Here is a 24,455-nt window from a genome sequence, read left to right as displayed (position 1 = left end):
TTGCGGGCCACAGTTATTCACTATCGCCGTGTTTAAATCTCATCAGGTCGCGGCGCTCTTTCTTATCCGGTCGCCTGTCGGGATGCGGCATGGTTAGGGCGTTCATTTTCCGCGCCAGCGCCACTTTCTCGCGTTTCTCGATGCTCTCAGCCGTCTCTTCATAAAGCGCGACGGCTTCACTGGCGGGCCTGCGCTGTTCGGTAATGCCTTTTACCACAATGGTGCGTTCGTCATTGCCCTGGCGGAGCATCAGGGTCGCGTTCAGCTCGACCACTTTGCCAGGCTTACTGCGCTGCCCGTTATAGTGCACTTTGCCGCCTTCAATCATCTCGCGCGCCAGCGCTCGGGTTTTATAAATGCGGGCTGCCCACAGCCATTTGTCCAGCCTGACGGCTTCGACGGGTTTTTCTTTCATGGCCTCTCCTGTAGGGTCAGCGAGGGGATCAGATGCCGGTAGTCGTTCAACCCAGGATGGCGAGCGTAGCTTTTTTCCGCCAGCCCGGAGTCGGGGTTGGTGATACCCAAGCAATAGCGGATGCCGTACTCCGCCGCCGCGTCCAGAATCGCCTCGTTATCGTCGACGAACAGCGTATTGCGCGCGTCGAAGCCGGTTTCTTCAGCCACTGCGTGCCACAGCCGCTGATCCTCTTTCGGATAACCAAATGTGTGGGTGGAAAGCAATAAATCAAGGTGCGCGTCCAGACCGGTATGCTTTAGCTTCACCGCCAGATTATGCGGGTGGGCATTGGTCAGCAAAATCCGCCGTTTGCCGCTGGTTTTAAGCGCCTCAAGGAACGGCACGGTATCTTCACGCAGCGCGGCCCTTGGCCCCTGCTCGCTGGTCATCGCACAAATATCCAAACCCAGACGCTCGCTCCAGTAGTCCAGGCAGTACCAGTTTAGCGTATGTTGTACCGCATGATACTCCTGGCGCATCGCGTCTCTGGCTTCCTGCAGGTTGAGCCCCCGCGCGGCGCCCCAGGTTTCCGGAACCAGTTTTTGCCAGAAGTAGTTGTCGAAGGCGAGGTCGAGCAGCGTACCGTCCATATCCAGCAGAACGGTATCAACCTCTTGCCAGGCGATATCAAAATGCATGGTCAGTCTCCAGCGAGGGGGGAAATTGCGCGACAGGGTATCACACCCCGTCGCGTAGAGAATTATTCTTGCTGGTCGGGTGAGGAAAGTAGAACCGGATTCAGGCAGCTTTCGTAGTATTTCTGGATCTCTTCCTGACGCTGGCGATGGCGCTGATAGCGACGAAAAGCCTGGATACCGTGATACGCCGAACAGCCCAGCATGGTCAGCAGCAGCAGCGTTGTGCCAAGGTAGCGCCACAGCCCGGAGCGGTCAGGAATACGATGCAGGTTGATATGCTGCGTGCCGTTGGCATCGGTGTAAAGATTGGTGACGATGCCTTCTGCCTGGAATGGCGTGTGCATTAGCATGCCTGCCAGACGCTGCAGTTCGCTCCACTGCTGGTGAGCAGGGAAATCATATAAACCGGTGCCTGGCCACGGCTGATTTACCAGATCACTGCCTTCATCGCTGGCAATCAGGAAACCGCCGGGTGCCGGGCTATTCAGCGCCTGAGCCGCGCGCGAGGTTTCACGGCTGATGAACGGCGCGGTGGAGGTGGTGACCAGGTTCTCCAGCGATTCCGCGCTTACCGGGCGTAACAGGACGTTGACGCCGTCCAGTTTGCCCGCGCTGGCGCGTTTGGTCAGGGCTTCCCAGTTGCGGGTATTACCGAGGTTAACCAGCGCATTCTTCAAACGAACGCAATCGTCTTTCGCAGAGCACAGGTCGTTGGTTTTTGTGACGATATCGCCAAAATCATCCAGCAGCACCATGCCTGACTTCTGAATGGCGGAACGTAGCGCCGGGCTGACGCGCGAATCGTCATCGGATTCGGGATGGAGCTGGCGCTGGACGGTCTGCATCAGGGCGGTGGCCTTACTGACGATATCTGACTCCGGCAGCGGCAGGGGAGGGGCATCATTCCAGACGATTTGTGAACAATCGAACGGCATAAACGGCGAGTTCTCTTTTGCCGTCCAGGCGCCCGGCGAGTGGATGTTGCACATTCCTGTGCCTTTCAGGCGCAGCGTGTCGCCGATGCGAATCTTTGACTTCTCCAGCTGGGCAACCGTCGTGGCTTCGATAGTTTGCGCGCCCTTGAGCCATGAAAGGGTGAATTTAAAGGGCATATTCAGCGGTACGCTGGCCCACAGCATCACGACGATCAGCAGCGCGCCGAGGGCGATAATCGCGCTGCGGAGCCAGTACTGAAGCGGGAAGTTTTTGACCTCATCATGCAGCGACAGGAAGCGGCCCTGGCGGACAACGTGGCGGCTGAGGTAGATGTCGATATCCGTTTGCTGGCCGAGGTCCTGCGCAATCCATGGTTGCCAGTGGCGCGGGTAGATAAGGTCGATAATGCCGAGGGAAATATTATTGATATGTTCCTGGTTATTTTCGCCAAACAACCCCCAGCGTTTCGGCATGCCGCGCAGACAGTGAATTTCCCGCAGCGATGTTTTACGCGGGGGAGCGTAGATCCCCCATACGCCTGCCAGCAGCAGGAGTAACCCGCCGCCCAGCAGCCAGGGCGAAAAAACGTTCGGGGTTATCAGGCTGCAATAAAACAGCAGGAAGGCGGCAACCACCAGAATGGCTTCGCGAAGGCCGTCAGGGCGGCTAAGCGCATGCTCTTCTGGCGTTTCCGGGCGGATGTTTAGCAGCTCAATTTGCTCGCTCTCTTCCCCGCGGATGGATGCCTGAGGCACCGCGGCTTTTTCAAGCGCAAACCCCCGGGATTCCTGAGGATAGTCGCTGAGCGTTTGCCCATTCAGAGCAATCACCAGCGGCAGGCTATCGGTGGAGATTAACTCGACGCTGTTTTCATCGTTGATATGTTGCTCCCAGAAGGGGGGCAGATGAATTTCCACTGAATCAAGGAAGTAGCGCCATTTGTTGAGGTCATCGGTGGTGATGCCGTAGCGCGTAATGGCGCGGGTGACGCTATACACGGTACCGCTCTGTTCGTTCAGCGTCAGGTTGACCGGCGCGGTGCTGGCGCCAGACGCTGGCAACTGCTGGTTACGGCTGAGGCTTTCGAGGTATTTTTCTACGGCGCTACGCTCTTCATCGGAAAGCTTGCGCGTCGCGGCATCGCTAAAGGCGTGCAGCAGCGGCAGGCGACGACGTCTTGCATGCGTGCGATACCACCACCCGATAAGCAATGCGCAGATCAGCAGAGCTAACAAAAATATCAGAAAGGTGCCCATGCCCATCCCATCATAGTTATTCTTTTCTTACTGGTATCGTCGGTTGCCATTCATCAATAGAGGTAAAACAGCCGTCGAAATCGGCACTTAATTACGTCAACGCGGGAAAATCTATTATGTAATGCAGCAGCATACAACCTTATCAAAAGCGTTAAAATCCAGGAATCAGTATATTCTCAAATACTATTCAACCTATTGACTTTTTAGTCTTTGTGATACCTGGGCGCAAGGCGAAAAAGTTGCAACTATGTAAATTAGTGGTGATTAGGATTGCCGAAACCGGGCTGCGTATCGCACAATGACCGCTGTAATCACAGCATAGACCGATGACAATGAGCAAATCATTACAAAAACCCACCATTCTCAATGTTGAAACAGTCGCGCGCTCGCGCCTTTTTAATGTTGAAAGCGTGGACCTTGAGTTCAGCAACGGCGTGCGCCGCGTGTATGAACGGATGCGGCCTTCTACCCGTGAAGCCGTGATGATTGTGCCGATTGTCGATGACCATATAATCCTGATTCGCGAATATGCCGTTGGTACGGAGTCCTATGAGCTGGGCTTTTCAAAAGGCCTGATCGATCCAGGCGAAAGCGTACTGGAAGCCGCCAACCGCGAGCTGAAAGAAGAGGTTGGGTTTGGCGCGCAAAAGCTGACGTTTTTGAAAAAACTAAGCATGGCTCCGTCCTACTTCTCCAGCAAGATGAATATCCTGGTGGCGGAAGACCTTTATCCGGAGTCGTTGCCCGGCGATGAGCCCGAGCCGCTGCCGCAGGTGCGCTGGCCGCTGTCGCAGCTGATGACGCTGCTCGAGGAAGAAGATTTCAACGAAGCGCGTAACGTTAGCGCGCTTTTCCTGCTGCGCGAGTGGCTGCAGGCGCAGGGGCGGCTGTAGCGCCTCTCCCAGATAAAAAAAGCGCCCACAGGCGCTTTTTTTGTCAGAACAGTTCGTGGGTCTCGCCCCCGCCATCGGTAATGGTGGTGCCGACTTCATGAACCGCCTGTTGGGTAGGCTGCGTGCCGTCAATAAAGTACTCGGCGCGGCTGTTACCGCCGCTGGCCAACTGGCCGGTGCTGCGGTCGATGTTCACCGTAATAATACCCGGCGGCGGCGTTAGCGGCTCTTCCGGTACGCCTTCCAGCACCCTTTTCATAAAGTCATCCCAGGCCGGTTGGGCACTTTTAGCGCCGCCTTCATAGCCGGATATCTGATCTTTTATTGCTCCGGAGGCGGTGGTACGGCCCAGATCGCGGCGGTGGTCATCAAAGCCAATCCATACCGACGTTACGACGCCAGGACCATAGCCTGAGAACCACGCATCTTTTGAACTGTTGGTGGTCCCGGTTTTGCCACCGATATCGTGACGCTGCAGGTCGCGGCCTGCCCGCCAGCCGGTACCCATCCAGCCCGGTTCGCCGAAGATGTTGGTGTTCAGGGCGCTTTTAATCAGGAACGCCAGCGGCGTGTTGATCACGTGCGGCGCGTACTCCGGAGCGCCGCTTTGCGCCACCAGGGACTGGTTCGCCTGCGCAAGTTGCGGTTGTGGTGGAACGCCGGGGTTTTGCGGGTCCTGTGAGGTGGCGACGTCCTCAACGTCTTTATTCTCCAGCACATCAGACTTCGGCGTATCGCCGTAAATCACCGGAATATCGCACTGTGGGCAGGCAACTTTTGGCCGTTCTTCAAAAATGACGCCGCCCTGATCGTTCTCGATTTTGCTGATGAAATAAGGGCTCACAAGGAAACCGCCGTTAGCCATCACCGAATAACCGCGAGCAACCTGAAGCGGGGTGAAAGACGCTGAACCCAGCGCCAGCGATTCGGTCCGCACGATGTTCTGCGCCGGGAAGCCAAAACGCTGGAGATACTCAGCCGCGTAGTCCACGCCCATGGCCCGCATCGCGCGAACCATCACCACGTTCTTTGATTGACCCAGCCCCTGACGCAGGCGGATAGGGCCCGCATACTGCGGCGGTGAGTTTTTGGGGCGCCAGTCGGAGCCGGAGCCGGCATCCCAGCGGGAAATCGGCACATCGTTGAGCATGCTCGCCAGCGTTAAGCCTTTATCCATCGCAGCAGTGTAGAGGAACGGCTTAATGTTAGAACCGACCTGGCGCAGCGCCTGTGTCGCACGGTTGAACTTGCTCTGGTTGAAATCGAAGCCGCCGACCAGCGCAATGATTGCTCCGTTTTGCGGGTTGATCGAGACCAGCGCCGAGTTGACATCCGGCACCTGCGACAGCCACCAGCTACTACCCACCTGACGTACCCAGACCTGTTGCCCGGTCTGCACCACATCGTTCACTTTACGCGGCGTGGCACCCTGCTGGGTATCAGAGATAAACCGACGCGCCCAGCGGACGCCTTCCATATTCAGCGACACTGAGGTTCCGTTGCTCATTAGCGCGACGGCTTCCTGCGGATTTGCCGACGTGATGACCGCCGGCGAGAGCGGTCCGGTATTCGGGGTTTTTTTCAGCGTATCGAGGATTTTCTGGTTATCCCACGGCGTTTCACCCACTTTCCATAGCACCTTTTCCGGGCCGCGATAGCCGTGGCGCATGTCGTAATCCAGCACGTTTTTACGCACGGCCTCCTGGGCCGACTGCTGATTTTTACGGGTAATGGTGGTGTAGACGCGATAACCGTCTTCATAAGCCTGCTCACCGTAGCGGCCGACCATTTCCTGGCGCACCATTTCGCTGAGGTACGGGGAGGAGAAGGCGATTTCCGGCGTATGGTAGCTGGCGTCAATCGTCTGGCTACGCGCCTGATCGTACTGCGCCTGCGTGATGTAGCCTTCGCTCAGCATCCGTGAGAGAACAACGTTGCGGCGGGCGGTTGCGCGATCCATGGAGTAGAGCGGGTTAAACGTCGACGGCGCTTTAGGCAGGCCCGCAATGACCGCCATTTCACTCAGCGTTAGCTGGTCGACGGATTTCCCGAAATAGACCTGCGCGGCCGCGCCGACGCCGTAGGCGCGGTAGCCAAGATAGATTTTGTTCAGATACAGCTCAAGGATTTCATCTTTATTGAGCAACTGCTCGATGCGGATCGCGAGGAAGGCCTCTTTTACCTTACGCATCAACGTCTTTTCTGGGCTCAGGAAGAAGTTGCGCGCCAGCTGTTGAGTAATCGTACTGGCGCCCTGCGAGGCGTGGCCTGAGAACATCGCGACGCTGGCGGCGCGGAAAATCCCGACCGGGTCAACGCCATGATGCTCATAAAAACGGCTGTCTTCGGTGGCGATAAACGCTTTTATCAGCTCTGGCGGCATTTGCTGTAGCGTGACGGGAATACGGCGTTTCTCGCCATATTGCGCAATCAGCTCGCCATCCGCGCTATAGACCTGCATAGGGATCTGCAGGCGCACATCCTTCAGGGTTGCGACGTCGGGGAGCTGCGGCTCTATATATTTATAGAGACCAAAAATCGAGCCTGCTCCCAGCAGTACGCAACATACTGCAAGGATAAAAAGATACTTTACGAACTTCACCGGAGATTTCTCATTTAGTTTTCATTGGGCAGTTTATAAACAAACGCGCAGTAGTATAAAGGCAAGCCTGGAGCATTGATATAGCGAAGCATATCGGCGGATAAGGAGATCGTAAGCATGGCGTTTAGAAACTGGCGCGTAGGAATGCATATCCAGCAGGACCACATTGCTATTGTCGCGTTATTACATGAGCGCTCACGCTGGGCGCTTCGCCGCTGGTGGAGCATCCCGCTCATGCCCGGTACCGTGCGGCAGGGAATGGTGGTGGATGTTGAATCGCTGGCCCGCCAGCTGCAAAGCTGGCGGCGGGAGCTGCCTTTGCACCATCAGGTCTGTATCGCCTTTCCGGCGGCGCGAACCCTGCAAAAGCAGCTCCCGCGCCCGCAGATTTCATTAAGAGAAAGCGAACAGGCGACCTGGATTGCCAGCGCGATGGCGCAGCAGCTGGAAATGCCCGCATCGTCGCTATGCGTCGATTATGCGGAAACCGGAGCGGTCGATGGCTGGCGAGTTACCGCCGCGCAGCGGTTGGACGTTAACCTTCTGTGCCGCCTGGCAAGTCGACTCAAGCTGAGGGTGGTGGGGATTGTTCCGGATGCCAGCGCGCTTAGCGCCTTTCTCCCCTGGCAACCGGATGACGTTCAGGGGCTGGCCTGGCGTGACGAAGCGAGCTGGCTTTGGTCCACCTCTGACAGCTGGGGATGCTGTCCGTGCAGCGACGCTCCTTCTTTTCCAAACCTGGTATCCCGGGTGAACGGCGGTACGTTTCGCCTCTGCGCCTCCGCATCGCCCGACGGACGGAATTTTGACGCCTGGAGCGCCATCCACCGCCTGCAGCCGCCGCTCCCGGCATGTGGCGATAGCTTTACCGTTGCCCTCGGCCTGGCGCTGGGAGCGCGTCAGTCATGAGCCATATTGTCAACTTCCTTCCCTGGCGCGAAACGCGTCGACGGCAACGTCTGCAGATGGCGGGGCTGCTGATTGTTGGTCTGCTGCTTATGCTGCTGGCGGCGTTCCTCACTTCACAGCTCAACCAACGGGTCGGCCATTTGCTTGAAACCGCGAGGATTAGCGCTGAAGACCAGCTTTATACCGCCTTGCAGCAGCGTGAGCGAGCCATGCGCCAGCGGCTACAGCAGCAGGAACAACAACGTCTGCGCGTTCTTCGGCGGGAGAAAACCGCCGCGTGGCAGTCAAGGTTGCAGGCGATAGCGGCGCTTATGCCGGAACACGCCTGGTTAACTCAGTTGGAATACCGCCAGAATACTCTGTGGCTGAGCGGGTTAACGTTAAATCTTAAGGGGTTATCCGCGCTGGAAAAGGCGCTGGGGCGCCTGCCCGGCTTGCGCCCCCCCCAGGGCGGGTGAAACGCACCGCGACGGTGAAGGACGCTGGTTATTTCACTTTTCCATGGCCGGAGAGGAAGACAATGCGGGTTGAGATTGAACGCTGGCTGACGGGGCGCAAAAGCCTGGTAACAATACCTGTCGTTCTGGTTCTCATTGCCGGATCCTGGGGATGGCTACTGCGGCTCCCTCACCCAGACACTAACGGGGCCGGCACGCTGCGCATACAAGCGCAGTGGCGCAAACTGTTGCCGCTGCGGGCTGCGCTACAAAACGTTGATATTGAGGAGCAACAAACCCAGGCTTTCTCTCCCATTGACCTCCCGGTGACGGGCGCTGCGCTTATGGACTGGCGGCCGATAGGGCGCGGTGGCGAGATGCAGCTGGCGGTTGACTGGCAAGCAGTACCGGCGCTTTTTTCCTGGCTAGCCCGCTGCGGGATGCGGGCCACGGCTTTCTCAATTCAGCCGGGAAATCAGGTTCTACGGCTTACCCTGCAACTGGAGGCGGAAGATGCGCCGTAAAGGGTGGTGTTTACTGCTGTTTCCTCTGCCGCTGCTGGCTGTGGAACGCGATCCCTTCCAGCCTCCGGTCGATAGCTGCCGAACGGTACAGCTTAGCCAATGGCGCTACGGTGGGGCGATAGGCGATCCGCGAGAGTTGATTGGCATCCTACAGGATAGTGCCGGGAAATGGCGCCGCGTGAGGGATGCGGAGACGCTGCCTACAGGCTGGCGGGTCACGCTTCTGACATCTGACAAAATGGCTATATCAACCGGCGCGGGGTGTGAACCCGCACAGTGGGTCTGGCTGCGAAAGGGAATAAAGAATGATGCGATGGATAAGCCTGCTGTTTCTGCTCCTGCCGCTGGTGGCGGTCGCGGCAAAAAAAGATCTTCCCGTATCGCTGGTCGTCGATGATGCGCCGGTGACCCAGGTACTGCAAACGCTGGCGGAGCTAAAGCAAAAAAATCTCGTGGTGGCGCCGGACGTCAGCGGAACGGTATCTTTGCAGCTTAAGGAGGTGCCGTGGCAGCAGGCGTTGCGATCGGTTATCGATAGCGCCGGTCTGACCGTGACCCAACAAGGCTCGGTACTGTACGTGCATACTCAGGCCTGGCAAAAGGCGCAGCAGGCACAGCTTGAGGCGGAGAGAGCAAAGCGTCTACAGAATCTCCCTCTACAGGGGCATAGCATGAGCCTGCGATATGCTGATGCAGAGGATCTGGCCAAAGTAGGCGAAAAACTGCTGAGTGCTCGCGGGTATCTGATGGTCGATAAGCGAACCAATCGCCTGTTGATTCGCGATGACGCCAGGCACCTCCCGGCGTTAAGGGCATGGGTTCAGGAGATGGATGTGCCCGTCGGTCAGGTTGAGCTGGCGGCGCATATTGTCTCAATGAGCGAAACCAGCCTGCGTGAACTGGGCGTTAAGTGGAATCTGGCGGACGCCAGCAGCCCACCGGGATCCGATAAACTGACGACCTTGAGCAGTAACCTGGCGGTAGGGGATGCCAGTACGAGGGCCGGGTTTAACATCGGCCGCATCAGCGGGCGGCTCCTGGAGCTGGAGCTTTCCGCACTTGAGCAGAAGCAGCAGGTGGACATCATCGCCAGTCCCCGGCTGCTGGCTTCACATATGCAGCCCGCCAGCATTAAGCAGGGCAGCGAGATACCCTATCAGGTCTCCAGCGGCGAAAGCGGCGCGACCTCCGTTGAATTTAAAGAGGCGGTGCTGGGGATGGAGGTGACGCCGACGGTGCTATATCACGATCGCGTGCGTTTAAAACTCAGGATTAGTGAAAATACTCCGGGCCAGGTGCTCAAACAGGAAAATGGCGAAGCGCTGGCTATCGATAAACAAGAAATAGAAACGCAGGTTGAGGTGAAAAGCGGAGAGACTCTGGCGTTAGGCGGTATCTTTGCGCAAAAAAATAAAACGTCTCGTGATGGTATTCCTCTTCTTGGCGATATCCCCTGGCTTGGCCAGTTGTTTCGCCGTGACGGTAAGGATAACGAACGACGTGAACTGGTTGTCTTCATTACTCCACGTATTCTGGCAGTGCATTAAGCGGGTTTTTCTTGCTAAACACGTTTCAGGTGTTTGACGTGAGGACGGATTTAGCATACAAGGGGTACCGATTTGAGAGTCGGGTACGACATCAATCCTCCCTTTCTTGTCCGGTGATTTATTCTGTTGCCAAACCAGCCGGAGTATTGAGATAATTTTTAGTCTGACTCTCGCTCTATTGCATATGAGGTTTCAGTTCATGTCCTGCTGCGCTGGGTGTCTGCGAAGCGGGTTTACCATTAACGAATAGTCTTAGTAGTACCGAAAAAATGGCAGAGAAACGCAATATCTTTCTGGTTGGGCCTATGGGTGCCGGCAAAAGCACTATTGGGCGCCAGTTAGCCCAACAGCTCAACATGGAATTTTACGATTCCGATCAAGAAATTGAGAAACGCACTGGCGCAGATGTGGGTTGGGTCTTTGATGTAGAAGGCGAAGACGGCTTCCGCGACCGTGAAGAAAAAATTATCAATGAGTTGACGGAAAAACAGGGAATCGTGCTGGCAACCGGCGGTGGCTCTGTAAAATCCCGTGAAACGCGTAACCGTCTCTCCGCCCGCGGCGTGGTGGTCTACCTGGAAACAACTATCGAAAAGCAGCTTGCCCGTACGCAGCGCGATAAAAAGCGTCCTTTGCTACAAGTTGATGCGCCGCCTCGCGAAGTACTGGAAGCGTTGGCGGATGAGCGTAATCCGCTGTACGAAGAGATTGCTGATGTCACTATCCGTACTGACGATCAAAGCGCGAAAGTGGTAGCAAACCAGATTATTCATATGCTGGAAAGCAACTGATTCTGGCTTAATAAAGTGCGTCAGAGTAAAAGCAACTGAGGTGGACGTCGCGTTATGGAGAGGCTTACTGTAACCCTCGGGGAACGTAGTTACCCGATTACCATCGCGGCTGGTTTGTTTAACGATCCAGCTTCCTTCCTGCCACTGAAATCAGGCGACCAGGTTATGCTGGTCACCAATGAGACGCTGGCGCCGCTTTATCTGGATACCGTACGCTCCGCACTTGAGCAAGCGGGAGTAAAAGTCGATAGCGTGATTCTTCCCGACGGCGAGCAGTATAAAAGCCTGGCGGTGATGGATACCGTTTTTACCGCGCTATTGCAAAAACCACACGGCCGCGACACCACGTTAGTGGCGCTCGGCGGTGGGGTAATTGGTGATTTAACGGGATTTGCAGCGGCCAGCTACCAGCGTGGCGTGCGCTTTATTCAGGTTCCGACCACTCTGCTGTCGCAGGTGGATTCTTCGGTCGGCGGCAAAACGGCCGTCAACCATCCTCTCGGTAAAAACATGATTGGCGCCTTCTGGCAGCCCGTATCTGTTGTTGTCGATCTCAACTGTCTCAAAACGCTGCCGAAGCGTGAGCTCTCTTCCGGCCTGGCTGAAGTGATCAAGTACGGCGTTATTCTTGACGGCGAATTCTTCGACTGGCTGGAAAATAACATTGATGCATTAATGGCGCTGGATGAAACCGCAATGGCGTACTGTATCCGTCGCTGTTGTGAGCTGAAAGCGGAAGTTGTCGCCGCCGACGAGCGCGAAACCGGGTTACGTGCTTTACTCAATCTTGGCCATACTTTTGGTCATGCTATCGAAGCTGAAATGGGCTACGGTAACTGGTTGCATGGTGAAGCTGTCGCGGCCGGTATGGTGATGGCGGCGCATGCGTCCGAGCGTTTGGGGCGCTTTGATCCGCAGGGTACGCAGCGAATTATTCATCTGTTGCAGCGTGCTGGTTTGCCGGTATGCGGGCCGCAGGCGATGGCAGCAGAGGCGTATTTGCCCCACATGATGCGTGATAAAAAGGTGCTGGCAGGCGAGATGCGGCTGGTGCTACCCCTCGCGATAGGGAAGAGCGAGATACGCGGCGGAGTACCGCATGATGTTGTTCTTGGCGCGATTGCTGATACTCAGCAGGCGCAACAATAAGAAGGTCTGGCCGCGTTCGCGCGGCGTTATCATTTCGGGTGATGTGCAATAGTCGTGAGCATAAGCCTTTTAGTGGGGTGTTAAATGGATGAATTAAAACCAGAAGACGATATGAAAGCCGATCGCAGCGATCGTCGTACTGGTCGTTCTCGTCAGTCTTCAGAGCGTGATGCCGATCCGCAAATCAATTTTGATGATGTCGATCTTGATGATGCTGACGATGGTCGCCCGACGCGCGGCAGCAAAGCACGCCGTGAGCGCGACGAAGAACAGTATGAAGAGTACGAAGAAGAGGTAGAGTCTGACGAAGGCGATGACGAAGAGCGTCAGGTTGAGCGTCGTCCTCGTAAGCGTAAGAAGGCGCCTGCGAAACCAGCCTCTCGTCAATACATCATGATGGGCGTGGGGATCCTCGTTCTGCTGCTGCTGATTGTTGGCGTGGGTTCCGCGCTGAAATCACCATCCTCATCCAACGAGCAAACGGCTTCCGGTGAGAAGAGCATCAACCTCTCCGGTGAGCAGGACAATAATAATACTCAGCCTGCTGCTCAGGATTCATCAGCGGCTAACAGCGCGCAGCCGCAGGATGTTTCTCTGCCGCCTATCGCCTCTAACCCGACTCAAGGTCAGGCTACGGCTGAACCACAAGGGCAGCAGCGCGTTGAGGTTCAGGGCGATCTGAATAATGCGCTGACCCAGCAGCAGGGTCAGATTGATAGCGCGGTAGCGAATTCTACTTTGCCAACTGAGCCTGCTACCGTTGCGCCGGTGCGCAATGGCGCCACTGCCCCACGTCAGGCGACGACAGAGCGTCAGACGGCAACAGCACCGCGCCCGGCTGAGCGTAAGCATACGGTTATCGAACCGAAACCGCAGGCCACGGCGAAAGCGTCGACCCAGCCGAAATCGGCTCCGGTCCAGCCTAAGCGTGTAGAGAACGTCGCGACCACGACGCCGGCAGCAACGCAGCCGACTAAGCCTGCTGCAACGGGCCAGACCAAACCAGCCGCGACTACCGCGCCTGCTGCTGCGACCACCGCGCCCGCAGCAACTGCCGCTGCCGCTCCGGCAGCAACGGCTGCTGCGGGTAAAAGCTCTGGTGACGTCAGTTCGATGAAGTCTGCGCCGTCCGGTCACTACACGCTGCAGCTCAGCAGCTCTTCTAACTACAACAACCTCAACAGTTGGGCGAAGAAAGAGAAGCTGGAAAAATATGTTGTCTATGAGACTACGCGTAATGGTCAGCCCTGGTATGTCCTGGTGAGCGGCATTTACGCTTCGAAAGATGAAGCGAAACGTGCTGTTGCTACGCTGCCAGCAGATGTACAGGCGAAAAACCCGTGGGCAAAACCGCTGCATCAGGTTCAGTCTGACCTGAAATAATGCCGCAGAGTAGTCTGAAGCGCAGGATGCTGTCGGAGCTTTCTCCGCAGCCGGAGAATGTGTAATTAGTTAGGCAGCATGAAAAAGAATCGCGCTTTTCTGAAATGGGCAGGGGGTAAATACCCCCTGCTTGACGATATTAAAAAGCATTTGCCGCAGGGCGACTGCTTGATTGAGCCTTTTGTAGGCGCCGGGTCGGTATTTCTGAATACCGACTTTTCTCGTTATATCCTCGCTGATATCAATAGTGATTTGATTAGTCTGTATAACATCGTCAAGCTGCGTACCGATGACTATGTTACGGCGGCGCGTAAGATGTTTACGCCAGAGAACAACGTCGCAGAGCAGTATTATCGGTTCCGTGATGAGTTCAACCAGAGTCAGGAGCCGTTGCGTCGCGCGGTACTGTTCCTTTATTTGAACCGTCATGGCTACAATGGCCTGTGTCGCTACAATCTGCGCGGTGAGTTTAACGTGCCGTTTGGTCGCTATAAAAAGCCCTATTTTCCCGAAGCTGAGCTGTATCATTTCGCGGAGAAGGCGCAGCATGCAGAGTTTCATTGTGAATCTTATGAAGAGTGCATGAAGCGGGCGGATAACCGCTCCGTTGTTTACTGCGATCCGCCCTATGCGCCGCTGTCGTCTACGGCGAATTTTACGGCTTATCATACGAATAGCTTTAGCCAGGAGCAGCAGGAGCTGCTGGCTAAAAAAGCGGAATTGCTGATGAAAAAGCGTATTCCTGTGCTTATTTCAAACCATCGCACGCCGCTCACTCAGGAGTGGTACAAGAACGCCGCTGAGACGCATATTGTGAAGGTTCGACGCAGCATCAGCAGCAACGGTGGTACACGTAAGAAGGTGGACGAGCTTCTGGCTCTGTACCGTCCGCCCAAGACCAAATAAATTTCAAGGAGATGCGGATGAAGCAGTATTTGATTGCCCCTTCGATTCTGTCGGCTGATTTTGCCCGTCTGGGCGAGGACACCGCCAATGCGTTGGCTGCGGGTGCGGATGTTGTGCACTTTGACGTGATGGACAACCACTACGTGCCGAATCTGACCATTGGCCCGATGGTGCTGAAATCACTGCGAAATTACGGTATCACTGCGCCGATTGACGTGCATTTGATGGTCAAGCCGGTTGACCGCATCGTCCCTGATTTTGCCGCCGCGGGCGCCAGCATCATTACTTTCCATCCGGAAGCTTCCGAACACGTTGACCGCACGCTGCAGCTTATCAAAGAGCACGGCTGCAAAGCCGGTTTGGTGTTTAACCCGGCGACCTCCCTGAGCTACCTTGATTACGTAATGGATAAGCTGGATGTTATTCTGCTGATGTCCGTCAACCCTGGCTTTGGCGGTCAGTCTTTTATTCCGCACACCCTGGAAAAACTGCGTGAAGTTCGTCGTCGCATTGATGAATCCGGCTACGACATCCGTCTGGAAGTCGACGGCGGCGTAAAAGTCAGCAATATCGCTGAGATTGCCGCCGCCGGTGCGGATATGTTTGTTGCTGGGTCGGCCATTTTCGATCAGCCTGACTACAAAAAAGTGGTCGATCAAATGCGTAGCGAATTAGCAAAGGTTAGCCATGGATAAGTTACAAAATATTCGCGGCGTGGCGTTCGATCTCGATGGGACGCTGGTCGATAGCGCGCCGGGCTTGACCGCTGCCGTTGATAACGCGCTGTATGCGCTGGAACTGCCGATGGCGGGCGAAGAACGTGTCGTGACCTGGATTGGCAACGGCGCGGACGTTCTGATCCAGCGGGCTCTGACCTGGGCCCGTCAGGAGCGCGCGGCGCTGAGAACTGCGCAGGGTAAACCTTCCGTCGATCATGACGATATCCCGCAGGCTGAACAGCAGGCCATTTTGCGCAAGCTGTTCGACCGCTACTATGGCGAAGTGGCGGAAGAGGGGAGCTTTTTGTTTCCAGCCGTTGCCGATACGCTGGGCGCGCTGCACGCAAAGGGCCTGCCGCTGGCGCTGGTGACCAATAAACCGACGCCTTTTGTCGCGCCGATTCTGGCGTCGCTGGATATCGCCAAATATTTTACCGTTGTTATCGGCGGCGATGATGTAAAAAACAAAAAACCGCATCCGGAACCGCTGCTTCTGGTCGCGGAGAAACTGGGGCTGGCACCCGGAGAGCTGCTGTTCGTTGGCGACTCGCGCAATGATATTCAGGCCGCGAAGGCCGCGGGCTGCAGCTCGATCGGCCTGACCTACGGCTACAACTACGGCGAGCCGATTTCGCTGAGCGAGCCGGATTATATCTTTGACCAATTTAATGAACTCTTGCCCGCTTTCGGGCTACCGTATAGTGAAACTCAGGAATAAAAAATGACTAAGCCCATCGTTTTTAGTGGCGCACAGCCCTCAGGTGAATTGACCATTGGCAACTACATGGGTGCGCTGCGTCAGTGGGTAAACATGCAGGACGATTACCACTGCATTTACTGCATCGTTGATCAGCACGCGATTACCGTTCGTCAGGACCCGCAGCAGCTGCGTAAGGCCACGCTGGACACGCTGGCGCTGTATCTGGCGTGCGGTATCGACCCGCAAAAAAGCACCATCTTCGTTCAGTCCCACGTGCCGGAGCACGCGCAGCTCGGCTGGGCGCTGAACTGCTACACCTATTTCGGCGAACTGAGCCGTATGACCCAGTTTAAAGACAAGTCATCGCGCTATGCGGAAAATATTAACGCCGGTCTGTTTGACTATCCGGTGCTGATGGCTGCCGACATTCTGCTGTATCAGACTAACCAGGTCCCGGTTGGCGAAGACCAGAAACAGCACCTGGAGCTGAGCCGCGATGTCGCCCAGCGTTTCAACGCTATTTACGGCGACGTGTTTAAAGTCCCTGAGCCGTTTATTCCAAAATCCGGCGCGCGCGTGATGTCGCTGCTGGAGCCGACCAAAAAGATGTCCAAGTCAGATGATAACCGCAACAACGTTATCGGCCTGCTGGAAGACCCGAAATCGGTGGTGAAGAAGATTAAACGCGCGGTCACCGACTCCGACGAGCCGCCGGTTGTTCGTTACGACATCCAGAACAAAGCGGGCGTCTCCAACCTGCTGGATATCCTCTCTGCCGTTACCGGCCAGAGCATTCCAGATCTGGAGCAGCATTTTGAAGGCAAAATGTACGGCCACCTGAAAGGCGAAGTGGCTGAAGCCGTTTCCGGTATGCTGACCGAACTGCAGGAGCGCTATAACCGTTTCCGCGGCGATGAAGCTTTCCTGAATCAGGTGATGAAAGAGGGCGCGGAGAAAGCCAGCGCTCGCGCTTCTGTTACCCTGAAGGCGGTCTACGAAGCGATTGGTTTCGTCGCTAAGCCTTAATCTATCTGATGGTTGTCGTCATATCCAAAGCCGGGTGCAATGCATCCGGCTTTTTAATTTGTGATAACTGTCGTGATTTGATTATTTGCTCCTTGTTAATTATCTTCATTTTAGTGAAGATATAAATATTCAATTTAGTGAAGATTATAGATGCGTCGGACATTCATTAAAAAAGAGGGCATGGCACTAACGACCCTGGCTCGTTATTTGTTGGGCGAGCAGTGCGGTAATCGTCTAAAAACGATTGATGAGTTAGCGGGTGAATGCGGCTCTTCCGTTGGGCTGACTCAGGCGGCGCTAAAAACGCTGGAGTCTTCCGGGGCCATTCGTATTGAACGCCGAGGGCGCAACGGCAGTTACCTGGTTGAGATGGATAACAAGGCCCTATTGGCGCATATCGATATCACCAACGTCGTTTGCGCAATGCCTCTGCCCTATACGCGATTGTATGAAGGGCTGGCGAGCGGACTGAAAGCGCAGTTTGAAGGTATTCCTTTTTACTATGCGCATATGCGCGGCGCTGACATTCGCGTGGAGTGCTTACTTAACGGTGTTTACGACATGGCGGTGGTTTCGCGCCTGGCGGCAGAAAGTTATTTAGCGCAGAGCGGGCTGCGGATGGTAATGACCCTTGGGCCGCACACCTATGTCGGTGAGCACCAGCTGATTTGCCGGAAAGGCGAAATCGATTCGGTGCGGCGAGTGGGGCTTGATAACCGCTCGGCGGACCAGAAAATTATGACCGAAATTTATTTTGCCAATAGCGACGTAGAGCGCGTCGACCTCTCTTATCACGAGAGTCTAAGTCGCATCGTCAAAGGCGAAATTGACGCCGTTATCTGGAACGTCACCGCTGGCGCGGAGCTGGCCATGTTAGGGCTGGAAGCCCTGCCGCTAAGTGACGATCCGCGTTTTTTGCAGGCGACTGAGGCGGTAGTGTTGGCCAGGGCAGATGATTACCCGATTCAACATCTGCTACGTGCATTCGTTGATAAACAGGCGCTATTAGCTCATCAACAACGGGTGGTGAGCGGAGAGCAAGAGCCAAGCTATTAACATTAAGGCAGTGATTATGGAAAACAGGCTCAACTTGCTGTGTGAGGCAGGGATTATCGACCAGGATATTTGTCGCGGAATGATGCAGGTCGTCCGCCAGCTGGACGAGCAGTGGCATCTTCCCGTCTTTAGCGAGCAAGGGGAAATCGCGATAACTCATATGGCAAATGCGCTGATGCGCAGCCGCCGCGGTGAGGTTATTGAGCCGCTGGATGAGGAGTTCATGGCAGAGATAACCAGTTCGGCGCATTGGGATGAGATTCATCAATTGCATCAGGCGCTGATGCAAGAATTTGACGTCACTCTACATGCTAATGAAAAAGGTTATTTGCTCGCTAACTGGTATGGGTTGTGGGGAGCGGCGCAGCAGGCCGTGTGAAGAATATTGGGAATGGGCGCTATGCGACTTAAATATTCAAAAAAATGAATATTTAAAAAAGGAATAAAAGCAGAGGCAAGTAAATGTTTATTAAAGCATTACAACGGCAGAACCCGGCGCTGATTGCGACAGCGCTCCGCTTCTGGCAGCAAGGGCTTATCGCCCCGGATAGCTGGGTTATTGATGTCGATCAGGTGCTGGAAAATGGCAAGCTGCTGCTGAAGACCGCGCAGCAATATGGAATTAGCCTGTACGTGATGACCAAGCAGATTGGTCGAAATCCGTGGCTGGCAGAAAAGCTGTTGGCGCTGGGGTATCAGGGCATTGTTGTTGTGGATTACAAAGAGAGTCGGGTGATGCGCCGTGCCGGTTTGCCCGTTTCCCATCAGGGTCATCTGGTGCAAATACCTTCCGCGCAGGTGGCGGGCGCGGTAGAGCAGGGTACCGAAGTCATTACCCTGTTCTCTCTGGAGAAAGCTCAGGAAGTTTCGGCGGCGGCGGTAGCAAGCGGTCGGGCGCAGGCGGTCATGCTTAAGGTCTATGGAGAGAGCGATTTCCTCTATCCGGGACAGGAGAGTGGATTCGCGTTGGCTGAGCTGGACAACGTGGTGGCTCATCTTCAAAGCCTGCCGGGCATTGAACTGACCGGGCTCACCCACTTCCCTTGCCTGCTGTGGGATGACGAACAGGAAAAAATTCTGCCAACGCCGAATTTACGCTCTTTGCTCGCCGCGAGAGACAAGCTCGAAAGTCTCGGCGTGACGGTTCAGCAACTGAATGCGCCTTCGGCAACCAGCTGCAGCTCTCTGCCGCTACTGGCGGAGTTTGGCGTCACCCACGCTGAGCCGGGGCATGCGCTGACCGGTACCATCCCCGCCAACCAGCAGGGAGATCAACCGGAGCGTGTTGCCATGCTGTGGCTGAGTGAAATTTCCCATCATTTTGCCGGGCAAAGCTATTGCTACGGCGGCGGCTATTATCGGCGTGGTCATGCTAAGCATGCGCTGATATTCGCTCCGGCCAGCGAAAAAGCCCAACTGGCGCAGCTTAATGCGGTAGATGACAGCAGCATTGATTACTACCTGCCGCTGGAAGGTGAGTTTCCTGTCGGCAGTGCGGCAATCTTCTGTTTCCGCACGCAGATTTTCGTTACCCGTAGCGATGTGGTGCTGATTGCCGGTATTCAAAGCGGCAGCCCTGAAATCGTTGCCCGTTATGACAGTCTTGGCAACGTTCTGGAGGACTAATGGCGAGATTTGTGGTGTTGGTGATAGACAGCTTTGGCGTCGGCGCGATGGCTGATGTTCCCGAAGTGAGGCCGCAGGATATCGGTGCGAATACCTGCGGGCATATTCTGCAACGCTTTCCTGCGCTGCGGCTGCCAACGCTGGAAAAGCTGGGTCTGATAAACGCCCTCGGTTTTGCCCCAGGTGTGATGCAGCTTTCTGAAGATGCCGTATGGGGAACCGCAGAGCTTGAACATGAGGGCGGTGATACCTTTATGGGGCATCAGGAGATTTTTGGGACCAAACCCCGAACCCCGCTGCGAATGCCATTTAATGCTGTTATCGATAAGGTTGAAGATGCGCTGCTTGCCGCCGGACATCAAACAGAGCGTCATGGCAAAGGCCCGTTTTGGCTGTTGGTGGACGGCGCGGTGGCGGTTGGCGATAACCTGGAAGCCGATCTGGGGCAGGTTTACAACATCACCGGCAACCTGAGTGAAAAGACTTTTGCTCAGGTGAAAACGATTGGCAGGACGGTGCGTGAACAGGCTTCCGTGGGACGCGTTATCACTTTTGGCGGTCAGCTGTCCAGTACACAGAATATCTTCGACGCGGTGGAAGAGAAAGAGGGCGGCTATATCGGTATCAACGCACCGCGCTCAGGCGCCTATAAACAGGGATTCCAGGTTGTGCATATGGGCTACGGCGTTGATGAACAGGTGCAGGTTCCTGCCCAGCTCTTTGCGGTGGACGTTCCGACGGTTCTCGTCGGCAAGGTCGCTGATATCGTTAGCAATCCCCATGGCATCAGCTGGGAAAATCTGGTCGATAGCCAGCAGATTATGGAGATCACCCGGGCGGAGTTTAACCGCCGGGAGACGGCATTTATCTGCACCAATATCCAGGAAACCGATCTGGCGGGTCATGCTGAAGATGTGGAGCGCTATGTCGACAGGCTGGAGCTGGTCGATGAGCAGCTGGCTCTGCTGATGGCGGATATGCGCCCGGATGATTGCCTGGTGGTGATGGCCGACCACGGTAACGATCCAACGATAGGCCACAGTAAACACACGCGGGAGAAGGTGCCGCTGCTGGTGTGGTCTCCCGGGCAATCGCCTGCACGGCTCGGGACCCGTCGCACGTTGTCTGATGTCGGCGCGACCGTATGCGACTTTTTTGGTGCGCATGCGCCGGAAAATGGGTGCTCTTTCCTTTCGCTTATAACGCTCGCAAGGAATACATAATGATGATTGATAGCTCCGGTTATACCTACGCGCACGAGCACTTACATATCGATTTGTCCGGTTTTAAAGGCAACATCGATTGTCGCCTGGATCAATACGAACTGATTAGTAAAGAGATGCGCGATTTAATGCACCTCGGCGTGCGCAATATTGTTGAGATGACTAACCGTTATATGGGGCGCAACCCGTCCTTTATGTTGGATCTGATGCGCGATACCGGCATCAACGTGATTGCCTGCACCGGCTATTATCAGCACGCTTTCTTTCCTGAGCATGTTGCTACCCGTTCTGTGCAGGAACTGGCGCAGGAGATGATCGATGAGATCGAAATCGGTATTGATGGCACGCCGCTCAAAGCCGGAATTATCGCCGAAATCGGTTCCAGTGAAGGGGTGATTACCGATCTGGAAGCCAAAGTGTTTAGCGCCGCGGCGCTGGCGCATAACGCGACCGGACGACCTATCTCAACGCATACTTCGTTTAGCACCATGGGGCTGGAGCAGCTTGCCCTGCTGAAACAACACGGCGTCGATCTCTCCCGCGTGGTTATTGGCCATTGCGACCTGAAAGATAATATCGATGATATTTTGCGCATGATCGATCTCGGCGCTTATGTCCAGTTCGACACAATTGGTAAAAACAATTATTACCCCGACGCAAAACGCATCGCTATGCTGCTCGCCCTGCGTGAAAGGGGCTGCCTGGACCACGTCATGCTGTCGATGGATATCACCCGCCGTTCTCACTTAAAGGCTAATGGCGGCAACGGTTACGACTATCTGTTGACTACCTTTGTCCCTCTGCTTTACCAGGCCGGTTTCAGCCAGGCCGATGTGGATCTGATGTTACGAACTAACCCTACTCAATTTTTCCTGTAAGGACATAGAGATGAAAAAGATTGGTGTTGCTGGCTTACAGCGCGAGCTGATTAAAAAAACGATTGAAAATACGGCGCCAGGGTGTTTCGAGGTGTTCATCTACAACGACATGGAAGCGGCTATGAAGGTGAAAAACGGCCAGTTGGATTACTACATTGGTGCGTGTAACACCGGTGCTGGCGCGGCGCTTTCCATTGCGATCGCCATTATCGGGTTCAACAAAAGTTGCACTATTGCTAAGCCGGGTATTAAGGCGAAAGAGGATCAGATTGCAAAAATGGTGGCGGAAGGAAGAGTCGCGTTTGGCCTTTCGGTTGAACATATTGAACATGCGATCCCATTACTGATCAACTATTTAAAATAAAAAGGCACTGTTATGGCGCTTTATATTCAACTCATTGTGGTGGCTTGTCTGACGGGGATGACGTCGTTACTGGCGCACCGGTCAGCCGCGGTTTTTCATGATGGTATTCGCCCGATCCTCCCGCAGTTGATTGAAGGTAACATGCATCGTCGGGAAGCGGGCAGTATCGCATTTGGTTTAAGTATTGGCTTTGTCGCCTCAGTCGGGATTTCGTTCACGTTGAAAACCGGGCTGCTGAATGCCTGGCTGCTGTTTTTGCCTACCGATATCCTTGGTGTACTGGCAGCGAATAGTCTTTTGGCTTTCGGCCTGGGGGCGGTCTGGGGGATTCTGATCCTTACCTGCCTGCTGCCGGTTAACCATCTGCTGACGGCGCTACCGGTCGATGTATTGGGATCGTTGGGCGAATTGAGTTCGCCGGTAGTATCCGCTTTTGCACTGTTCCCATTGGTGGCCATTTTCTACCAGTTCGGTTGGAAAAGCAGCCTGCTGGCAGCGGTTGTTGTACTGATTACGCGCGTACTGGTCGTCCGCTATTTCCCGCATCTCAATCCTGAGTCGATTGAGATTTTCATTGGCATGGTAATGCTGTTGGGGATTGCGATTACCCAGGATCTGCGCAATCGCGGTAGCGAGGATCATGACGCCAGCGGGATGTCGGTGTTTGAAGAGCGCACGTCGCGGATTATCAAAAACCTGCCGTATATCGCTATTGTGGGCGCGCTGATTGCGGCGGTAGCCAGCATGAAAATTTTTGCCGGTAGCGAGGTGTCCATCTTTACTCTGGAAAAAGCGTATTCGGCAGGCGTGACGCCGGAGCAGTCGCAAACGCTGATTCATCAAGCGGCGCTGGCGGAGTTTATGCGTGGTCTGGGTTTCGTGCCGATGATCGCCACTACCGCCCTGGCTACCGGGGTGTATGCGGTTGCCGGTTTTACCTTCGTGTATGCAGTGGGCTACCTGGCGCCGAATCCGTGGATTGCCGCGCTGCTGGGCGCTCTGGTGATTTCAGCGGAAGTGCTGCTGCTGCGTTCAATCGGTAAGTGGTTGGGGCGCTATCCTTCAGTGCGCAATGCGTCAGATAACATTCGTAATGCGATGAACATGCTGATGGAGATGGCGCTGCTGGTTGGCTCTATTTTTGCCTCCATCAAAATGGCTGGGTATACCGGTTTCTCAATCACCGCTGCGATCTACTTCCTCAATGAGTCGTTGGGACGTCCGGTTTAAAAAATGGCCGCGCCGGTTGTGGCAGTCATGATTACCGGTATTGTGCTGAATATTCTGTTCTGGCTCGGATTATTTATTCCGGCATAAGAAGGAGCGTGGGTTATGAGAACCTTTCCGCTGGAAGGTCTGTCGCTGGTTGAAGCCCAACATAAGCAGTTCGCGCTAGTGGATGCTATCTGTCGCCATTTTCCTGGGGCCGATTTCCTGCGCGGTGGTGACTTTGGTCTGGCGTCGGGGCTGAATCAGCCCCGCGTCACGCAGCGCGTCGAAGCAGTGCTGGCTGATGCATTCCATGCCGAGGCCGCCGTGCTGCTGCAAGGAGCCGGGACCGGGGCAATTCGCGCGGCGATAGCGGCATTGGTGAAGCCCGGCGGCACGCTATTAATCCACGATGCGCCGGTCTATCCGACGACCTCGGTGATTATTGAGCAGATGGGACTAAAGCCAATTCGCGTGGACTTTAACGATCTGGCGGCGCTCTCAGAGACGGTGGCGCAGTATCGACCCGATGCTGCGCTGGTGCAGCATACGCGTCAGTGCCCTGAAGATAGCTATCGGTTGGCAGAGGTGCTCTCTGTGCTTAATGAGCAGCATGTTCCGACACTGACCGACGATAACTACGCGGTGATGAAGGTGGCGAATATCGGCTGCGAATGCGGTGCGACGCTGGCGACATTTTCCTGCTTTAAGCTGTTTGGTCCGGAAGGCGTGGGTGCGGTGGTGGGACGTGCTGATGCCGTTGCCCGCATCCGCGCCAGCATGTATTCCGGCGGCAGCCAGATTCAGGGGGTGCAGGCGCTGGAAGTACTGCGAGGGATGGTGTTCGCCCCAGTGATGCACGCAGTGCAGGCGGGGGTGACGGAGCGGCTTCTGCTGCAGTTGAATCACGGCGTGGTGTCGCAGGTTAAACAGGCAATTATCGCTAACGCGCAGTCCCGGGTCCTGCTGGTTGAGTTTCATCAGCCGATTGCGGAGCAGGTACTGGCTAATGCGCAGCGGCTTGGGGCATTGCCATATCCGGTTGGCGCCGAGTCAAAATATGAAATACCGCCGTTGTTCTATCGCTTATCCGGAACCTTCCGTGAGGCAAATCCGGGTATTGAACGCTATGCGATTCGTATTAACCCTAATCGTAGCGGTGAGGAAACGGTGTTGAGAATATTGCAGGAAAGCTGTGAGGAAGTGCATTAATGCAATTTGTAGCC

The 24,455-nt window shown here is 55.3% G+C and carries 23 protein-coding genes and 2 pseudogenes; 21 read left to right on the top strand and 4 right to left on the bottom strand.

Translation table 11 applies throughout. From position 1 onward, the window contains the following. Positions 1–13 precede the first annotated feature (13 nt). From hslR to KCG39_RS16545, 3 genes are all read right to left on the bottom strand, one after another. Positions 14–415 carry a ribosome-associated heat shock protein Hsp15 gene (gene hslR, locus KCG39_RS16555; RefSeq protein ID WP_004126060.1) on the bottom strand — a complete coding sequence of 134 codons (402 nt, stop codon included), beginning with the start codon at positions 413–415 and terminating at the stop codon, positions 14–16. Beyond that, entirely contained in the window at positions 412–1,095 is a 684-nt protein-coding gene (gene yrfG, locus KCG39_RS16550; RefSeq protein WP_004126058.1) for a GMP/IMP nucleotidase, read from the bottom strand. Before yrfG ends, hslR begins: the two co-directional genes overlap by 4 nt. Positions 1,096–1,157: 62 nt before the next feature. Then, entirely contained in the window at positions 1,158–3,287 is a 2,130-nt protein-coding gene (locus KCG39_RS16545) for an intracellular growth attenuator family protein (protein WP_004126056.1), read from the bottom strand. A gap of 332 nt (positions 3,288–3,619) precedes the next feature. On the opposite strand from KCG39_RS16545, the gene nudE reads away from it, so the two are divergent. Next, positions 3,620–4,180, top strand: a complete 561-nt coding sequence (gene nudE, locus KCG39_RS16540; protein ID WP_004126053.1) for an ADP compounds hydrolase NudE — start codon at positions 3,620–3,622, stop codon at positions 4,178–4,180. 43 nt (positions 4,181–4,223) lie between these two features. Here the strand turns inward: nudE and mrcA are convergent, their stop codons facing one another. Beyond that, entirely contained in the window at positions 4,224–6,782 is a 2,559-nt protein-coding gene (gene mrcA / locus KCG39_RS16535; RefSeq protein WP_049115497.1) for a peptidoglycan glycosyltransferase/peptidoglycan DD-transpeptidase MrcA, read from the bottom strand. A 117-nt stretch (positions 6,783–6,899) separates the two neighbouring features. On the opposite strand from mrcA, the gene KCG39_RS16530 reads away from it, so the two are divergent. From KCG39_RS16530 to KCG39_RS16435, 20 genes and pseudogenes are all read left to right on the top strand, one after another. Further along, on the top strand, positions 6,900–7,691 hold the full coding sequence (locus KCG39_RS16530) for a type IV pilus biogenesis protein PilM (protein WP_142468100.1): 792 nt from the start codon (positions 6,900–6,902) through the stop codon (positions 7,689–7,691). Next, positions 7,688–8,222 (top strand): annotated as a pseudogene (locus KCG39_RS16525) (PilN domain-containing protein). The gene KCG39_RS16530 and the pseudogene KCG39_RS16525 overlap by 4 nt, the downstream one beginning before the upstream one ends. Beyond that, positions 8,212–8,652, top strand: coding sequence for a HofO family protein (locus KCG39_RS16520; protein WP_142468101.1), 441 nt, complete (start codon positions 8,212–8,214; stop codon positions 8,650–8,652). The pseudogene KCG39_RS16525 and the gene KCG39_RS16520 overlap by 11 nt, the downstream one beginning before the upstream one ends. Then, entirely contained in the window at positions 8,642–9,049 is a 408-nt protein-coding gene (locus tag KCG39_RS16515) for a HofP DNA utilization family protein (protein WP_142468102.1), read from the top strand. Before KCG39_RS16520 ends, KCG39_RS16515 begins: the two co-directional genes overlap by 11 nt. Then, a complete protein-coding gene (gene hofQ / locus KCG39_RS16510; protein WP_142469300.1) occupies positions 8,958–10,199 on the top strand; it encodes a DNA uptake porin HofQ in 1,242 nt (413 codons plus the stop codon). The genes KCG39_RS16515 and hofQ overlap by 92 nt, the downstream gene beginning before the upstream one ends. 269 nt (positions 10,200–10,468) lie before the next feature. Continuing rightward, the gene (aroK, locus tag KCG39_RS16505) at positions 10,469–10,990 is read left to right on the top strand and encodes a shikimate kinase AroK (protein WP_004106441.1); all 522 of its coding nucleotides are present in this window, start codon (positions 10,469–10,471) and stop codon (positions 10,988–10,990) included. Between the two features lie 54 nt (positions 10,991–11,044). After that, on the top strand, positions 11,045–12,139 hold the full coding sequence (gene aroB / locus KCG39_RS16500; protein WP_004126042.1) for a 3-dehydroquinate synthase: 1,095 nt from the start codon (positions 11,045–11,047) through the stop codon (positions 12,137–12,139). 84 nt (positions 12,140–12,223) lie between these two features. After that, entirely contained in the window at positions 12,224–13,522 is a 1,299-nt protein-coding gene (gene damX / locus KCG39_RS16495; RefSeq protein WP_142468104.1) for a cell division protein DamX, read from the top strand. Between the two features lie 78 nt (positions 13,523–13,600). After that, on the top strand, positions 13,601–14,428 hold the full coding sequence (gene dam / locus KCG39_RS16490; protein ID WP_004126040.1) for an adenine-specific DNA-methyltransferase: 828 nt from the start codon (positions 13,601–13,603) through the stop codon (positions 14,426–14,428). Positions 14,429–14,445: 17 nt separating this feature from the next. Next, positions 14,446–15,123, top strand: a complete 678-nt coding sequence (gene rpe, locus KCG39_RS16485; RefSeq protein ID WP_004126039.1) for a ribulose-phosphate 3-epimerase — start codon at positions 14,446–14,448, stop codon at positions 15,121–15,123. Continuing rightward, the gene (gene gph / locus KCG39_RS16480) at positions 15,116–15,865 is read left to right on the top strand and encodes a phosphoglycolate phosphatase (RefSeq protein ID WP_123828704.1); all 750 of its coding nucleotides are present in this window, start codon (positions 15,116–15,118) and stop codon (positions 15,863–15,865) included. Before rpe ends, gph begins: the two co-directional genes overlap by 8 nt. Positions 15,866–15,868: 3 nt before the next feature. Further along, entirely contained in the window at positions 15,869–16,873 is a 1,005-nt protein-coding gene (gene trpS / locus KCG39_RS16475) for a tryptophan--tRNA ligase (protein WP_004126032.1), read from the top strand. Between the two features lie 150 nt (positions 16,874–17,023). After that, on the top strand, positions 17,024–17,929 hold the full coding sequence (gene yhfZ, locus KCG39_RS16470; RefSeq protein WP_004126029.1) for a GntR family transcriptional regulator YhfZ: 906 nt from the start codon (positions 17,024–17,026) through the stop codon (positions 17,927–17,929). A 16-nt stretch (positions 17,930–17,945) separates the two neighbouring features. After that, entirely contained in the window at positions 17,946–18,308 is a 363-nt protein-coding gene (locus tag KCG39_RS16465) for a PRD domain-containing protein (RefSeq protein ID WP_004126026.1), read from the top strand. Positions 18,309–18,391: 83 nt separating this feature from the next. Then, complete coding sequence (locus KCG39_RS16460) at positions 18,392–19,555, top strand: YhfX family PLP-dependent enzyme (protein WP_049114525.1); 1,164 nt, start codon at positions 18,392–18,394, stop codon at positions 19,553–19,555. Then, positions 19,555–20,778, top strand: a complete 1,224-nt coding sequence (locus tag KCG39_RS16455) for a phosphopentomutase (RefSeq protein ID WP_142468105.1) — start codon at positions 19,555–19,557, stop codon at positions 20,776–20,778. Before KCG39_RS16460 ends, KCG39_RS16455 begins: the two co-directional genes overlap by 1 nt. Beyond that, positions 20,778–21,656 carry a phosphotriesterase-related protein gene (locus KCG39_RS16450; protein ID WP_004126017.1) on the top strand — a complete coding sequence of 293 codons (879 nt, stop codon included), beginning with the start codon at positions 20,778–20,780 and terminating at the stop codon, positions 21,654–21,656. Before KCG39_RS16455 ends, KCG39_RS16450 begins: the two co-directional genes overlap by 1 nt. A gap of 10 nt (positions 21,657–21,666) precedes the next feature. After that, complete coding sequence (locus tag KCG39_RS16445) at positions 21,667–22,020, top strand: DUF2620 domain-containing protein (RefSeq protein WP_004126014.1); 354 nt, start codon at positions 21,667–21,669, stop codon at positions 22,018–22,020. Positions 22,021–22,032: 12 nt separating this feature from the next. Then, a pseudogene (locus KCG39_RS16440) lies at positions 22,033–23,337 on the top strand (YhfT family protein). Between the two features lie 15 nt (positions 23,338–23,352). Continuing rightward, positions 23,353–24,441, top strand: coding sequence for an aminotransferase class I/II-fold pyridoxal phosphate-dependent enzyme (locus tag KCG39_RS16435; RefSeq protein ID WP_004126009.1), 1,089 nt, complete (start codon positions 23,353–23,355; stop codon positions 24,439–24,441). Positions 24,442–24,455 lie beyond the last annotated feature (14 nt).

The sequence above is a fragment of the Klebsiella pasteurii genome (genome assembly GCF_018139045.1).
In the GTDB taxonomy this organism is placed as follows: domain Bacteria; phylum Pseudomonadota; class Gammaproteobacteria; order Enterobacterales; family Enterobacteriaceae; genus Klebsiella; species Klebsiella grimontii.
This window is presented reverse-complemented; position numbering and strand designations above follow the sequence as displayed.